8 protein-coding genes are annotated in these 14,941 nt (G+C 70.7%); 1 reads left to right on the top strand and 7 read right to left on the bottom strand.

Annotation, left to right across the window (positions count from 1 at the left end):
* The first annotated feature begins 13 nt into the window (after positions 1-13).
* A complete protein-coding gene (locus ACF059_RS18130; protein ID WP_361949636.1) occupies positions 14-550 on the top strand; it encodes a GNAT family N-acetyltransferase in 537 nt (178 codons plus the stop codon).
* Here ACF059_RS18130 and pulA read toward each other — a convergent pair.
* From pulA to ACF059_RS18095, 7 genes are all read right to left on the bottom strand, one after another.
* Positions 537-5,879: a pullulanase-type alpha-1,6-glucosidase gene (gene pulA / locus ACF059_RS18125; protein WP_392057942.1), complete on the bottom strand. Its 5,343-nt coding sequence runs from the start codon at positions 5,877-5,879 to the stop codon at positions 537-539. The genes ACF059_RS18130 and pulA overlap by 14 nt on opposite strands.
* A 145-nt stretch (positions 5,880-6,024) precedes the next feature.
* Positions 6,025-7,704, bottom strand: a complete 1,680-nt coding sequence (locus ACF059_RS18120) for a carbohydrate-binding module family 20 domain-containing protein (RefSeq protein ID WP_392058162.1) — start codon at positions 7,702-7,704, stop codon at positions 6,025-6,027.
* 1,318 nt (positions 7,705-9,022) lie between these two features.
* Positions 9,023-10,036: a LacI family DNA-binding transcriptional regulator gene (locus ACF059_RS18115; protein WP_392057940.1), complete on the bottom strand. Its 1,014-nt coding sequence runs from the start codon at positions 10,034-10,036 to the stop codon at positions 9,023-9,025.
* Positions 10,024-11,613, bottom strand: coding sequence for a glycoside hydrolase family 13 protein (locus ACF059_RS18110; RefSeq protein ID WP_392057937.1), 1,590 nt, complete (start codon positions 11,611-11,613; stop codon positions 10,024-10,026). The genes ACF059_RS18115 and ACF059_RS18110 overlap by 13 nt, the downstream gene beginning before the upstream one ends.
* Positions 11,614-11,663: 50 nt before the next feature.
* Positions 11,664-12,506, bottom strand: a complete 843-nt coding sequence (locus ACF059_RS18105; protein WP_366867733.1) for a carbohydrate ABC transporter permease — start codon at positions 12,504-12,506, stop codon at positions 11,664-11,666.
* 2 nt (positions 12,507-12,508) lie between these two features.
* A complete protein-coding gene (locus tag ACF059_RS18100) occupies positions 12,509-13,543 on the bottom strand; it encodes a carbohydrate ABC transporter permease (protein ID WP_392057935.1) in 1,035 nt (344 codons plus the stop codon).
* A gap of 7 nt (positions 13,544-13,550) precedes the next feature.
* Positions 13,551-14,825: an extracellular solute-binding protein gene (locus tag ACF059_RS18095; protein ID WP_361951738.1), complete on the bottom strand. Its 1,275-nt coding sequence runs from the start codon at positions 14,823-14,825 to the stop codon at positions 13,551-13,553.
* Positions 14,826-14,941 lie beyond the last annotated feature (116 nt).

The raw sequence follows: 14,941 nt of genomic DNA, 5'->3' as shown, positions 1-14,941 counted from the left end.
CGATAATGCCCGCGTGATCATTGACGACGGGATCTTGTTCCGGCCGGCCGGGCACCAGGACGCGAGCACCCTGGTGCGCCTGTACGACCAGGCCGCCCGCTGGATGCAGAAGCACGGGATCGAGCAGTGGAAACCGGGCGACAAGGACGCCGACCACTTCCGCGCGCGGATGGCCGACGGCGAGGTGTGGCTCGGCGGGGACTGCGACGGGCGGGTCGTCGGGGCGTACGAGCTGTGGTGGTCCGACGAGGACGCCTGGGGCGTCCAGCCTCCGGTGGCCGGGTACGTGCACCGGCTGATGGTGGAAAGGGAAGCCGCGCCCGCCGGTGCCGGGCGGCGTCTGCTCGAACACGCCGAGCGGCGGATCGCCAGGACCGGGCGGGAGCGGGCGCGGCTGGACTGCGTCTCCACCAACCCCCGGCTGCTCGCGTACTACCGGGGTGCGGGCTACCGGGTGGTCGGGGAGCTCCCCAACAAGGTGGGGAAGGACGGCAGGGTCTACGGGGTGATCCTGCTGGAGAAGCGGCTGGACCGGCTCAGCGTCGTGTGAAGACCGCGACCGTGCGGGCCGGGACGGTGAACTCTCCTGTCTGCGCGTCGTAGGCGGACCGCTTGACCGTGGCGTCGGAGCCCGCCGCCTGGACCGGGTGCAGAGCGTAGGCGGTGCCCGCGAGGGCGGCGACGCGCTGGGCCTGGGCCGTCGGGGTGGCGTTGAAGACCACGACCAGGTCGCCGAGGGTCATGGTGATCACACCCGGGGTCTCCTCCGTGCCGGAGAGGGGGAACGCCAGCCGGGACTGGACCGCCTCGGCCGTGGTGAGGGCGAACTCCGGCTCGGTGGTGCGGATCGTGAGCAGGTCGCGGTGAGCTCCCGCGGTGGCGGTGATGTCCGCGCAGGTGGGGACCGGTCCCGCCAGGAGGGGCTTGGCGTAGGGCCACTTCGGGCTGTTGTCGGCGGCCGGCGGAAGGCCGCGGCCGAAGCCGTTGCCGTCCTTGCAGTCCCAGTGGACGGCGTTGAACCAGTCGCCGCTGTCGTAGGAGTTGCGGTCCAGCGACTTGGAGCGGAGCAGGTCGGTTCCCGCCTGCGAGAGGGCCGGGCCCTGGGAGAGGGTGGCCGTCGCCATGGCCAGGACCTGCATACGGGCCTTGTCCGCGTTGCTGGTGGCCGCGGGGAGTTTGAAGGTCAGCGCGTCGGCGAGGGTCTCGTTGTCATGGGCGTCCGCGTAGGCGAGGGCGTCGCCGGGGGCGGCCGCGTAGCCGGCCGGGGCGCCGTTGTAGTCCAGCTCGGAGCCCTTGATGCGGCGCCCCGAGGTGTCGGTGAAGGCGTACGAGGCGAGGTTGCCGGACAGGCCCACCTTGATCAGGTCCTGGGCGTGCAGGAGGCGGGCCTTCTGCTGCTCGGGGGTGCCGTTGGCGGGAGAGCCGTTCGGGGCGGTGAACAGGCCCGAGGCGAAGCCCTGGACCCGCGGGTCCTCGTCGAAGGGGCCGCCGCCGCGGACCGCGTCGCGCGCCCGGTCGGAGAAGGTGGCGATGCCGGTGCCCGCCATGTTCTTCTGCGTGGCCTGCACGAAGCGGGCGTCGTCGGCGATCTCGCCGAAGTTCCAGCCCTCCCCGTAGAGGACGATCTTCTTGCCGTCGACGCCGTCCTTGGCCACCGTCAGGGCGTCGAGGGCTGCGCGCACGGCCAGGATGTTGGCCTTCGGGTGGTGGCCCATCAGGTCGAAGCGGAAGCCGTCGACCTTGTACTCCTTGGCCCAGGTGACGACCGAGTCCACGACCAGGCGGCCCATCATGGCGTTCTCGGGCGCGGTGTTGGCGCAGCAGGTGGAGGTGGCGACGCTGCCGTCGGCCAGCAGGCGCTGGTAGTAGCCGGGGACGAGGCGGTCCAGGACCGACTTGTCCGACTGGCCGGAGGCGACGGTGTGGTTGTAGACCACGTCCATCACCGTGCGCAGCCCGGATCCGTTCAGGGACTGGACCATCTTGCGGAATTCGACCGTGCGGGCCGTGCCGTTCGGGTCGCTGGCGTAGCTGCCCTCGGGGACGGTGTAGTGCAGCGGGTCGTAGCCCCAGTTGTACGCGTCCTTCGCGGCCGCGGCCGCCACGCAGGCCTGCTGCTCCTGTGAGTCGGGGGCGTACACCGTGAGGTCGCAGGCCGGCTCGGTGCGGTCGGCCGCCTTCTCGGGAATGGTGCCGATGTCGAAGGCGGGCAGGAGGTGGACGTAGGAGGTGCCGGCGGCGGCCAGACCGCGCAGGTGGCGCATGCCCGCCGAGGCGGTGTCGGTGAAGGCCAGGTACTGGCCGGGGTGGGCGCTGGTGCGGTCCGCGACGGAGAAGTCGCGGATGTGCAGCTCCTGGATCTGCGCGGAGGTGAACGGCACGGGCGCGGGCTTGCGCAGCGTCTTCCAGCCGGGCGGGGCGAGCTTCGGGTCGGCCAGGTCCACGACCAGGCTGTGGGTGGAGTCGGCGGTCAGCGCGGTGGAGTAGGGGTCGGTGACCACGTTGCGGACCACCTGGCGGGTGCTGGGGGCCCAGACGGTGACGGCGAAGCGGTAGGGCTTGCCGGTCCAGGACCGCTCGCCGCGGACCGACCACACACCGGTGGCGTCGTCGCGGCGCATCGGCACGGTGCGGCCGTCGAGTTCGAGGGAGACCTGCTGGGCGGTCGGGGCCCAGACGGAGAGGGTGGGACGGCCGTCCTTGAAGACCGGGCCGAGGGCGGCGGTCGTCGCGTACAGGTCGTCCAGGACGCCGGCGAGCTGCACGCCGGTGGCGGCGAGGACGGCGCCGTTCGCGGCGCGGGCGCTCGCGACCAGCTGGCCGCGCAGGGCGGCCCGGACCCGGTCCCGGTCGCGGGGGTCGACGGTGAAGGCGCTGTAGGCGGCCAGGTGCGGGAACTTCTGCTTCTGGGCGGCGGTGAGCTGGGAGCCGGTCAGGCGCAGCCACTGGGCGCCGCCCTCGTGCAGGGCGCCGTTCTCGGCCGTGACGGCGCCTTCGCGGGAGGCGAGGAGCTGTACGGAGGCGGCGCCCGCAGGGGCGTTCCAGGCGACGGTGTCGCGGTCGATCCAGATCGCGCGGGAGGTGGCGAGGTCCAGGGAGGCGGAAGAGCCGGCGGGCTGCGGGAGGAGGTACTTCTCCTTGCCGCCGAGCATCCAGACCTCGTGCCCGGTGGCCTTCAGGTCCAGGGACTGGTCGGAGGGCAGGTCCTTCTCGTCGCCCTTGTGGAGGATGTAGCTGAGGGAGCTCGCCCCGGCGGCGAGGGGGACCTCGTAGACCGCGCCGTAGGGGTCGGTGCGGACCGGGAGCAGCGGCTTGGACCAGTCGGTGGGGGTCGCGGCGCCGGTCCAGACGTGCAGGCCCCAGCCGTCGTAGGCGCCGTCGGGGCGCTGGTAGTGCAGGACGGCCTTCGTGGTGTCCTGCGGCGGCTGGGCCGGGCGGTCGGTGCGGGCGGGCTCCTTGCCCTGCTCCAGCCAGATCTCGCCGGTCTTCGTCACGTCGATGGTGCGGTCGGCTGCGACGTCCTTGTTGCCGTCCTTGTCGATGACGAGGTAACCGACGGAGGAGGCGCCGGGCTTGAGGCGGACGTACGCGAAGGCGCCGTAGGCGTCGCGGCCGGTGAAGCCGTGACCGGCGGGCCAGGGGGTCGCCTCGCCGTCGGCGAGGTCGCCCCAGGCGTAGAGCCGCCAGTCGGTGTAGTTCCCGTCGGGCCGGTTGTAGTGGACGACCGCGTAGTCGCGCTGGGTGGCGGTGGGGACCTCGGCGGGCGGGGCCTGTCCGGCGACGGACTGCGCGAGGGCGCTCGCGGTGCGGCCCGCGGGGTCGACGACGACGGCCTTGTAGCGCAGCGCGGTGCCGGCGGGCGCCTCGATGTGCTGGGTGACCTTGTAGGGGGCGTGGTCGGCGGTGCCGAGGACCTGCCACTTGTCGTTGCCGCTCTGGGCGGCGAAGACGACGCGGCCGCCGCCTCCGGTGACGTCGGCGCTGAGCTCGACGGTGCCGGTGGCGCCGGCGGCCGGGGCCTTCAGGGTCAGGGCGGGCTTGGCGGTGGGCTGGGCGGCGGGGGTCACGGCCTGGAGGACGACGGAGCCGAGGGCCGGGACGGGGACGGTGAGCTTGCCGGCCGCCGAGGCGCGGATGAGTGCGGTGCCGCCGTACAGGGTGCGGTACTGGGCGCCGGCCGGGGCGTCGATCTCGACGGTCCGGGAGGCGGTCGCGTTGTTGGCGGCGACCAGGTACTCGGTGCGGGTCTTGGTGTCGGTGCGGGCGAAGGCGTGGACGGAGCCGTCGGAGAGGCGTGCGCTCTGGACGCCGTCGCGCAGGGCCGGGTGCGCCTTCGTCAGCCGGGAGAGAGCACTGATCTGCTGATAGAGCGGGTGCTCCGGATCGTAAGCATCGCTCGCGTGCGTGCGCACCGTTCCGAGCTGGTCGTCGTCCAGGTAGTCGGCGACCTGCGAGGCGAAGAGGGGCTGGCGGGCGTCCTTGTCGCCGCCCGCGCCCGTGAAGCCCTGCTCGTCACCGGAGTAGATCACCGGGTTGCCCCGGGAGAAGAACATCAGCTCGTTCGCGAGGCGGTAGCGGTCGAGCAGTTCCTGCTCCCCGGCCCCCGGCCGGTCCTGCTTCAGGAAGGTGGCGAAGCGGCCCATGTCGTGGTTGCCGAGGAAGGTCACCTGCTCGTAGGCGTTGGCCTTCCCCGAGGTGTACCGGTAGTCGTCGCCCAGGACGGAGGCCAGCCGGTCGGCTCCCGCGCCCTGGGAGGCGTACGCGCGGATCGCGTCCTGGAGCGGGAAGTCGAGGGTGGCGTCGAGCTTCCCGCGCGTCACGTACGGCGAGGTCACGGCCGTGTCGGCGGAGTAGACCTCGCCGAACATGAAGAAGTCGTCGCGGCCGCGCTTGGCTGCGTACGCGTCGAGGGCGGTGGCCCACTGGGTCCAGAAGCCGGTGTTGACGTGCTTGACCGTGTCGATGCGGAAGCCGTCGATGTCGAAGTCCTCGACCCACTTCTCGTAGATCTTCTCCATCCCGCTGACGACCTCGGGGCGCTCGGTCCACAGGTCGTCGAGACCGAAGAAGTCGCCCTGACCGGAGGACTCGCCGGCGAAGGTGGAGTCGCCGCGGTTGTGGTACATCGTCGGGTCGTTGAGCCAGGCGGGCGACTTGAGGTTCTTCTTGGCGTCCGGGACGAAGGGGGTCCTCGGGAAGGACTCACCGTCGACCTTCGGGAACTTCCCCTTCCCGTCGGCGTAGTCGGCGTCGTCGAAGGGCACCCCGTCCTTCGTCAGGTACGGGAACGCGCCCTTGGAGAGGTAGGAGTACGACGCCTCCCGGTAGTCCACGACGTCCGCGGTGTGGTTGGTGATGACGTCGAAGAAGACCTTCATCCCCTTCCCGTGCGCCTTCTCGATCAGCCGCTCCAGATCGGCGTTGGTGCCGAAGTGCGGGTCGACCTGGGTGAAGTCGGTGATCCAGTAGCCGTGGTAGCCGGCCGAGACGTCCGTCCCCTTGCCCTGCACCGGCTGGTTCTTGAAGATCGGCGCCATCCAGATGGCCGTGGTGCCGAGCCCCTTGATGTAGTCGAGCCGGTCGGTGAGCCCCTTGAGGTCGCCGCCCTGGTAGAAGCCCTTGTCCGTCGGGTCCAGGCCGGTCTCCAGCCGCGAGCCGGTCAGACCGCCCCGGTCGTTGCCCGGGTCGCCGTTCGCGAACCGGTCGGGGAGCACGAAGTAGAACTGCTCCCGGGTCAGGTCGTGACGGGCGGGCTCGGCGGCCAGCTTCGCGTCCGAGGGCGGGGCGGGCGGCCTCGCGGCGGCGGCCGCGGCGGGGAGGGCGGGCAGGAGCGTCACGGCCAGGGCGGCGGCGAGGACTCCTGCGGCGGGGCGTATCAAGGCGGGCTCTCCTTGGGTACGGGTCGTGGGTCGGGCGGCGTGACGACGCCGGTCGTGCGCGCGTCACGTGTCGCAGGGATGAGGGCCGCCCGGCGGTGGCGGGGAAAGGTGATGCCGGGCGGCCCTGGTCGGGGGGTGGCGGTCGTCAGCTGCGCCAGGTGTCGGTCAGCGTGACCTTGCCGCTCGCGGGGACGGTGGCCGTGCGATTGGCGCCGCTCTCCCACGTGACGTTCCCGGAGGCGTCCTTGCGGACGTACTTGTACGCGAAGGACGTGCCGGCCGGGAGCGTGACGTCGAGCTTCCAGACCGGGTAGGCGGCCGGGTCGAGCTTGAGGGCACCGGCCGGGTTCCAGGCCCCGAGCTCGGCGCGGTCACCGACGACGTAGATGTTCTGGCCGAGGGTGGTGGTGGCGTTGACGGCGAACGAGGCGCCGGCGGAGGCGGCCGGCGTGCCCGAGCAGGTCCGGGCGTTGACGTGCAGGGCGAGGGCCGTCCCGGCGGGGAGGGTGGCGGTGAACTGGCCGCCGGAGTTCACGGTCACGGCGCGCCCGCTCTGGACGTCGCAGTAGTCACCGGCCGGGAGCGAGGTCTGGAAGGTGCGGGACAGGGCGCTCGACTCGTGGTTGAGGGCGACGTACGCCTTGGAGCCGCGCCCGAAGGCGATCTGGTCGCCGCCGTTGTCCCACCAGTCGGTGACGGACTGCCCGCGGGCCGCGTTGCGGAAGCCGACCATGGAGGAGATCTCCCGCCAGGCGTGCTGGCACTTCCACCCGTCGGTGTAACAGGCGCTCACCGCGCCGCCATTGGGCGGGCCGGCGTCCTTGTCGGTCCACTCGTAGCCGGAGTGCACGTCCGGGGAGCCGTAGGGCCAGGCCAGCATGAAGACGCTGGCGAGGGTGTAGGCGGAGCCGTCCTTGTAGGTGAGGGTGTCACCGACCCGCTCGGTGTCGTGGTTGTCGACGAAGACGGCGGACTGTCCGCTCGGCATGTGCCCCCACGCCTCGCCGAAGTTCTTCAGGTAGGCGAGGTTCTCGTTCTGGAAGACCCGCTTGAGGTCCCGCGCGTACCGGAACTCCTGGACGTCACCGTTGCCGAGGTACTCACTGGGCGAGACGGCCTCCCCCGCGCCGTGGATCGCCTCCTGCTTCCAGTAGACGCCGGGGTTCGTCAGCCGGGACTTGATGTTGGCGAGGTCGGCCGCGGGCATGTGCTTGGCGGCGTCGATCCGGAAACCGTCGACGCCGAGCGACAGCAGGTCGTTGAGGTACCCGGCGATCCGGCCGCGCACGTAGTCCTCGCCGGTGTCGAGGTCGGCGAGCTGGACGAGCTCGCAGTTCTGGACGTTGGCGCGGTCCTGGTAGGTGGAGATCGTCGCCCGGCAGTCGTCCAGGTCGGAACCGGAGTACAGGCCGGGGTAGTTGTACTTCGTGTACGAACTCCCGCCCGTCCCGGTGCCGTCCCCCGCCGCCATGTGGTTGATGACGGAGTCCGCGACCACCTTCACGCCGGCGGCGTGGCAGGTGTCGACCATGTTCTTGAACGCCGTCCGGTCACCGAGCCGGCTGGCGATCTTGTAGCTGACGGGCTGGTACGAGGTCCACCACTGCGCGCCCTGGATGTGCTCCTGGGGAGGCGAAACCTGCACGTACCCGTAGCCGGCGGGCCCGAGCGTGCCGGTGCAGGCCGCTGCCACGGAGGCGAACTTCCACTCGAACAGGACGGCGGTGACGTCCTTGTCCCCGGGCGGCGCCGCCTGCGCCTGCGGCGCGACGGCGGTCAGGGTCGCGGCGCCGAGGGCGGCCGCGGCGGCGGTGGCTGCCAGCAGGGCTCTGCCGGTTCTTGCGGGGTGGGGGCGGGTGCGGGGGGTGCGGGTGCGCGTGCGCGTGCGGAACACGTGGGCCTCCTGGCGGAGAGGTGGGGGTGCGACCGAGGTGTGGGACCGAGGTGGGTGACCGAGGTGGGGATTGCTGGCGACCGTATGGGCCCACCAACACCCCTGCAATACCTTGCGCAAGAAATTGCAGAATTGTTTCTTGCGTGTGTCCTGGGGGTGGCGGCGGGTGGGATGCGCCGTGCGGGGTGGCTTCGGGTGGGGCGGGAGCCACGCGGGCAGCATCAGAGACGCGTATGGGGGTTTCCCGTCAGTCTCATCGTCTCTCCGTGTCGGGCCGGTCCCTCAAGGGCGCTCCCTACGGTCGCGTCGCTGCGCGATGGCCTTCGGCCACCCTTGACCGACCGCCCCGCCCCGGACATACGAAGACTGCCGGGAAACCCCCAAAGGAACGGGCCGGGCCATCCATTACAGGGACGGGCAGGGTGGGACCACCGACCTGGGCGCTGGCCGGACGGTCCGCGAGGCGGGCCGATCGTCATCGGATCGCCGGGTCGGGGGTGACGCGTCAGATCTCTACGCGCTTCTCGCGTCTCAGCGTCCGACGGCCGTCCGGGGCTGGACATAGGCTGCCCACGAGTCTTCGATGTCTGCGAAGACGGCGTCCGACGGCCATCTGGGGAAGTCCAGGCACCAGAGCGCGGCTATTCCGAGCTGTATCCAGGTCAGCGTGAGTGGGCGACCGGGAAGGACGCTAGTTTGCCCCAATTGGGGCGGTCTGTCCGCCGGTTGCTGGGAGTGGGGTCGCTCTGATGGGAGTACAGCTCGGCTGAGGCGAGGAATCGCCGCCCATGGCCCACAAACGACCGGCAGTCGCCGTCTTCGACGACATCTGAGGCGTGTGGGCGGCCTATGTCCAGCCTAGGACGGGCGTCGGACGCTGAGAGATGAGAAGCGCGTAGCGATCTGACGCGTCACCCCCGACCCCGGGTCCCCGGGAGGTGGGGCCGCTCCTGGAGATCCGGCCGCCGGCACCCAACCCGTGCATCGCGACCCTCCCCGCCCCTAGACCAGAAGACCCGGCCCGTTCCTTTGGGGGTTTCCCGGCAGTCTTCGTATGTCCGGGGCGGGACGGTCGGTCAAGGGTGGCCGAAGGCCATCGCGCAGCGACGCGACCGAAGGGAGCGCCCTTGAGGGACCGGCCCGACACGGAGAGACGATGAGACTGACGGGAAACCCCCATACGCCACTCTGATGCCGCCCCAGGGGCTCCCGCCCCTCCCGAAGCCACCCCGCACACCCACCCCCCCGCTCAGCCCGGCCCCTGCCCCGTAGACCCCCGCACCACCAGCTCCGGCTGGAAGACGTACTCCGTGCGCTGCACCGGCGTGCCCGAGACCGCCTCCAGCAGGGCTCCGACCGCTGCCGTCGCCATCGCGCGGACCGGCTGGCGGACCGTGGTCAGCGGGGGGTCCGTGAAGGCGATGAGCGGGGAGTCGTCGAAGCCGACCACCGACACGTCCTCCGGCACCCGCAGCCCCCGCTCGCGCGCCGCGCGGATGACGCCCAGCGCCATGGGATCGCTGCCGCACACGATGCCCGTGCAGCCGCGGTCCAGCAGGGCGTTGCCCGCCGCGTGGCCGCCCTCGACCGTGAACAGCGTGCGCTGGATCAGGCCTTCGGCGTCGGCCGACGGCAGCACCGCCAGGAAGCCCTGTTCCTTGCGCGCGGACGGCACGTACCGCGTCGGGCCGATCGCCAGGCCGATCCTGCTGTGGCCCAGGTCCTCCAGGTGCCGCACGGCCATGTCCGCGGCCGCCCGGTCGTCCGGGGAGATGAAGGGGGCGTTGACCTGTTCGTTGAAGCCGTTGATCAGGACGAAGGGAACCCCGCGCGCCGCCAGTCGCTGGTAGCGCGCGGGGTCCGCCGCCGAGTCCGCGTGCAGGCCCGACAGGAAGACGATCCCCGTGACCCCCCGCTCCTCCAGCTGCTCGACCAGCTCGTCCTCGGTGGCCCCTCCGGGGGTCTGCGTGCACAGCACGGGGGTGTACCCGTGCCCGGCGAGCGCCTGCTCGATGACCTGCGCGAACGCCGGGAAGATGGGGTTGGTCAGCTCCGGGATCAGCAGGCCCACCAGGCCGTTGCTGCGCCGTTTGAGCCGTACGGGCCGCTCGTAGCCGAGCAGGTCGAGCGCGGCCAGCACCCGGTGGCGGGTGCCGGCCGCGACGCCCGGTTTGCCGTTGACCACGCGGCTGACGGTCGCCTCGCTGACCTGGGCCTGCGCAGCGATGTCCGTCAGCCGCAGCGGGGAAGTCACCCCTGCCACCACACCGTGGTGTCGGCGGGAAGGACGTCCGGCTCGGTGAGGTCCGTGCTGGCCAGCAGGACCGTGCCCGGCGCGGGCAGCCGTACGGGCTGGGCCGTGGTGTTCGCCGTGCAGACGAAGTCACCGCGGCGGAAGGCCAGTACGCCCTCGGGCGCGGGCAGCCACTCCACGGCGTCGCCCGCTCCCAGCGCGGGGTGCGCGCGCCGCACCTGCAGGGCCGCGCGGTACAGCTCCAGGGTGGAGGCCGGGTCTCCGGTCTGCGCCTCCACGCTCAGCCCGGCCCACTCGGCGGGCTGCGGCAGCCAGCTGCCGCCGGTCCCGAAGCCGTACGGGGCCTGGTCGCCGGACCACGGGATCGGTACGCGGCAGCCGTCGCGCAGCCCGTCCTGGCCGTTCGCCTTGAAGAAGGAGGGGTCCTGGCGCACCTCGTCCGGCAGGTCCACCACCTCCGGCAGCCCCAGCTCCTCCCCCTGGTAGACGTACGCCGATCCCGGCAGGGCCAGCATGAGCAGCGCGGCGGCGCGCGCCCGCTCCAGGCTGCCGAAGCGGGTGCGGTGGCGTACGACGTCGTGGTTGGACAGCACCCAGGTGGTGGGCGCGCCGACCGGTCGCATCGAGTCGAGGGACTCGTCGATGGTGGAGCGCAGCGCCTCGGCGTCCCAGCCGGTGTTCAGGTAGTGGAAGTTGAAGGCCTGGTGCAGCTCGTCGGGGCGCAGGTACAGCGCGGTGCGGTCCGCGCTGGGGGTCCAGGCCTCGGCGACGCCGATGCGGTCGCCGGCGTACTCGTCGAGGACCAGGCGCCAGGAGCGGTAGATCTCGTGGACCCCGTCCTGGTCGAAGAAGGGCAGGACCTGGTTTCCGAGCAGCTTGAGCTGCTCGTCGCGGCCGAGGTCGGGCAGGCCGGGGGCCTTGACCAGGCCGTGGGCGACGTCGATGCGGAAGCCGTCGGCGCCGAGGTCGAGCCAGAACCGCAGGATGGAGCGGAACTCGTCCTGGACGGCGGGGTGTTCCCAGTTGAAGTCGGGCTGCTCGGGGGCGAAGAGGTGCAGGTACCACTCGCCGTCCGCGACGCGGGTCCAGGCGGGGCCGCCGAAGATGGACTCCCAGTCGTTGGGCGGCAGTTCGCCGTTCGCGCCGCGGCCCGGGCGGAAGTGGAAGCGCTCGCGCAGCGCGGTGCCCGGGCCTTCGCGCAGTGCCTGCTTGAACCATTCGTGCTGGTCGGAGCAGTGGTTCGGGACGAGGTCGACGATGATGCGCAGGCCCAGTTCGTGGGCTTCGCGGATCACGGCGTCGGCGTCGTGCAGGGTGCCGAACATGGGGTCGATGGCCCGGTAGTCGGCGACGTCGTAGCCGGCGTCGGCCTGCGGGGAGGCGTAGAAGGGGCTGAGCCAGACGGCGTCGACGCCCAGCTCCTTGAGGTAGGGCAGGCGGCTGCGGATGCCTTCGAGGTCCCCCATGCCGTCCCCGTTGGAGTCGGCGAAGCTGCGCGGATAGACCTGGTAGATCACCGCGTCTCTCCACCAGCCGGGCTGCGTGCCGGTGGAGGTGGGACGTGCGTCGGCGAGGTGCTGGGTCATGTCGTCCTTGAAGAGATCGGGCCGGTGGGTAAGGAGCGGGCGTCGGGTGGTCAGCCCTTGGTGGCGCCTGCGGTCATTCCGGCGACGAGGTGACGCTGGGCGAAGACGAAGAAGATCGCCGCGGGGATCGCGATGAGGACCGAGGCGGCGCTCATGGCACCCCAGTTGGAGGTGTACTGGGTGACGAAGGTCTGCAGGCCGCCGGCGAGGGTGAGGTTCTCCTCGCCGACCATGAAGGCGGAGGCGTACGCGACTTCGCCCCAGGCGGTGATGAAGGCGTAGAAGCCGGTGACGGCGAGGCCGGGCTTGGCCAGCGGCAGGATCAGCCGCCAGAAGGTGCCGAAGGGGTTGAGTCCGTCGACGCGGCCGGATTCGTCGATCTCCACCGGGATGGTGTCGAAGAAGCCCTTCATCATCCATGCGCAGAACGGCACGGCGATGGTGAGGTAGGTGATGATCAGGCCGAGGGGCTGGTTGAGCAGCCCGAGCTGTCCCATCAGGTTGTAGAGCGGGACGATGAGGATGGCCATCGGGAACATCTGCGTGATGAGCAGGGTCCACATCAGCGGCCGCATGCCGGGGAACTTGAAGCGGCTGACCGCGTATCCGGTGGTGGCGGCGATGAACACACCGAGGACGGTGGTGACGCCGGCGACCAGGACGGAGTTGCCGAACCAGCTGAAGAAGTGGCTGGACTCCAGCAGGTAGCGGTAGTTGGAGAGGGTGGGCTCCTTGACGAAGTCCGTGGTGATCGCGTGCTGCGGGGGCTTGAGCGAGGTCAGCAGGATCCACAGCACCGGGAACACGGCGATCACGGCCGCGATGACCAGGGTGGCGTGCAGGCCGACGGAGGCGAGCGGGGATCGGCTGCCCCTCGTACGCGTAGTGGTCACGGTCACCACACCTCTCCCTGCTTGCGCAGCGAGCGCCGGTAGACCAGCGCGAAGATCATGAGCAGGGCGAGGATCAGTACGCCCCACGTCGCGGAGACGGCGAAGTCGCGCGGGCTCGTGATGAAGGCCTCGCGGAAGGCCTGGGTCACCAGGATCTCGGTGGAGTCGCCCGGTCCGCCGCGGGTGAGCAGGAAGATCACCGGGAACATGTTGAAGGTCCAGATGGTGGAGAGCAGGATCACCGTCATGCTCACCGCGCGCAGGCCGGGCAGCGTGATGTGCCGGAAGCGCTGCCAGGGTCCGGCGCCGTCCATCTCGGCGGCCTCGTAGAGCTCGCCGGGGATCGACTGCAGGCCGCCGAGCAGGGCGACCATCATGAAGGGGACGCCGAGCCAGACGTTGACGGCGACGACCGAGAACTTGGCCCAGGTCGGGTCGTCGAGCCACGGGATCGCGGCGATGCCGCCGCCGTCGAGGATCTTGTTGAGGATGCCGTTGTCGCGGTTGAAGAGGAACCGCCAGGCGAAGACGGAGACGAAGCCGGGGACGGCCCAGGGCAGGATGAGCGCCATCCGGTAGGCGGCGCGGCCCCGGAACTCCCGGTTCAGCATGTTGGCCAGGATCAGACCGAGCGTGAAGGTGACGGACACGCACGCGACGGTCCACACCACCGTCCACACCAGCCGCTGGACGAACACCGGGTCGCTGAGCACGGCCGCGTAGTTGTCGAGTCCGACGAACTCGTACGTGGCGTCGATGTGCCGGGCGCCGATGTCGCGGGCGACGTTGCGCTCGTTGGCGTTCGTCAGCGACAGGTAGACGCCGCGGACGAGCGGCCAGCCGATGATCACGCCGAGGACGAGCACCACGGGGGCGACCATGGCCCAGGCGTACCAGTGGGTGGCGAGGGCGCGCCTCAGTCCACCCGTGTTCCCGTTCCCGCTGTCAGTCCTGCGGCTCCGGCCGCGGGCGACACCGGGGGTACCGGCTTCGTCGCCCGCGGCCTTCGCCACCGACTGGCTGGTGTGAGCAGCCATGGTTTCGTTACTTCCAGCCCTTGAGGATCTTGCGGAACTCGACACCGGCCGACTTGGCGGCGTCCTCCGGGCTCGACGCCCCGGTGATCGCCTTGGTGTATTCGACCTTCAGCGGCTCGAAGAGGGAGCCGTTCTCCGGGATCCAGGCCCGCTCGACGGCCTTGTCCACGGCCGGCTTGAAGAACTGGACCATCTCGCTGCTCTTGACGTCCGGCTGCTCGTAGGCGGCGGTACGGGTGGGGAGCAGGCTCAGCTCCTTCGCGGACTGCACCTGGACCTCCTGCGAGGTCATGTACTCGACGAAGGCGTGCGCCGCGGCGGTGTTCTTGGAGCCGGCGTAGACCGCGAGGTCGTGGCCGCCCTGCGGGGCGCCCGCCTTGACCGAACCGGCCGGGACCGCGGCGATGCCGAGGTTGGCCTTGTCCTTGAACTGCTCGCCGGCGTAGCTGTCGGCGACCGCCCACGGGCCGTTGATCATCATGGCTGCCTGCCCCGACTTGAAGGCGGTCTGCATGTTGTTCCAGCCGTCGGTGGCGTTGGTGATCGCCGCACCGGAGGTGACCAGGTCACGAGCGGTCTTGAAGGCCTTGACGCCCGCCGCGTTGTCGACGGTGACCGTCTTGGTCTTCGCGTCGACGAGGTCGCCGCCCTCGCCGTAGATCAGCGGGAGGAACCAGTAGGAGTCGTCGCCGCGCAGGTAGAGACCGGCCTTGCCGGTCTTCTCCTTGATGGCCGCGGCGGCGGTCTTCAGCTCTTCCAGCGTCTTGGGGGGCTGGACGCCGGCGTCGGCGAGCATCTTCTTGTTGTAGAAGAGGCCGAGGGTGTCGATGACCTGCGGCACGGCGTAGGTCTTGCCCTCGTACTTGCCACTGGCCGCGGCCTGCGCGAGGAACTCGGCGTCGACCTTCTTCGCCGTCTCGGCCGGGACCTCGTCGAGGTAGCCGAGCGAGGCGAAGTCGGCGACCCAGCCGACGTCGGCACGGATGACGTCGGGGGCGTCGGAGCCGCTGCTGAAGGCGTTCTTGACCTTGTTCTGCGCGTCACCGTAGGGGACGTTGACGTACTTGACGGTGACCTTCGGGTGCTTCGCGGTGAACGCCTCGGCGATCTTCTGGAAGCTGGCCTTCTCGGCGTCGTTCGAGGTGTCCCACCACGTGACCGTGCCGGAGAGCTCTCCGCCGGCCTTCGTCTCGCCACCGTCGCCCTTGGTGTCACCGCCGCAAGCCGTAGCCGCGAGCGCCAGGGTCGCGACCAGCGCGGTGGCCGCTATGCCACGCCGCATATGAACTCCTTCGATGATCCCGGCCGCGCCCTCGCGGTCCCGAGTTGCAGGGAACGTAACAAGCCTGAAAGCCGTCCGAAAGAGCTTGCGGCAATTTTCTGCAAGAAGGGCTGATC

The sequence above is a fragment of the Streptomyces sp. NPDC016562 genome, from assembly GCF_043076955.1.
GTDB lineage: Bacteria > Actinomycetota > Actinomycetes > Streptomycetales > Streptomycetaceae > Streptomyces.
The sequence above is the reverse complement of the archived record's forward strand: the minus strand, read 5'-3'. Positions and strand labels throughout refer to the sequence as shown.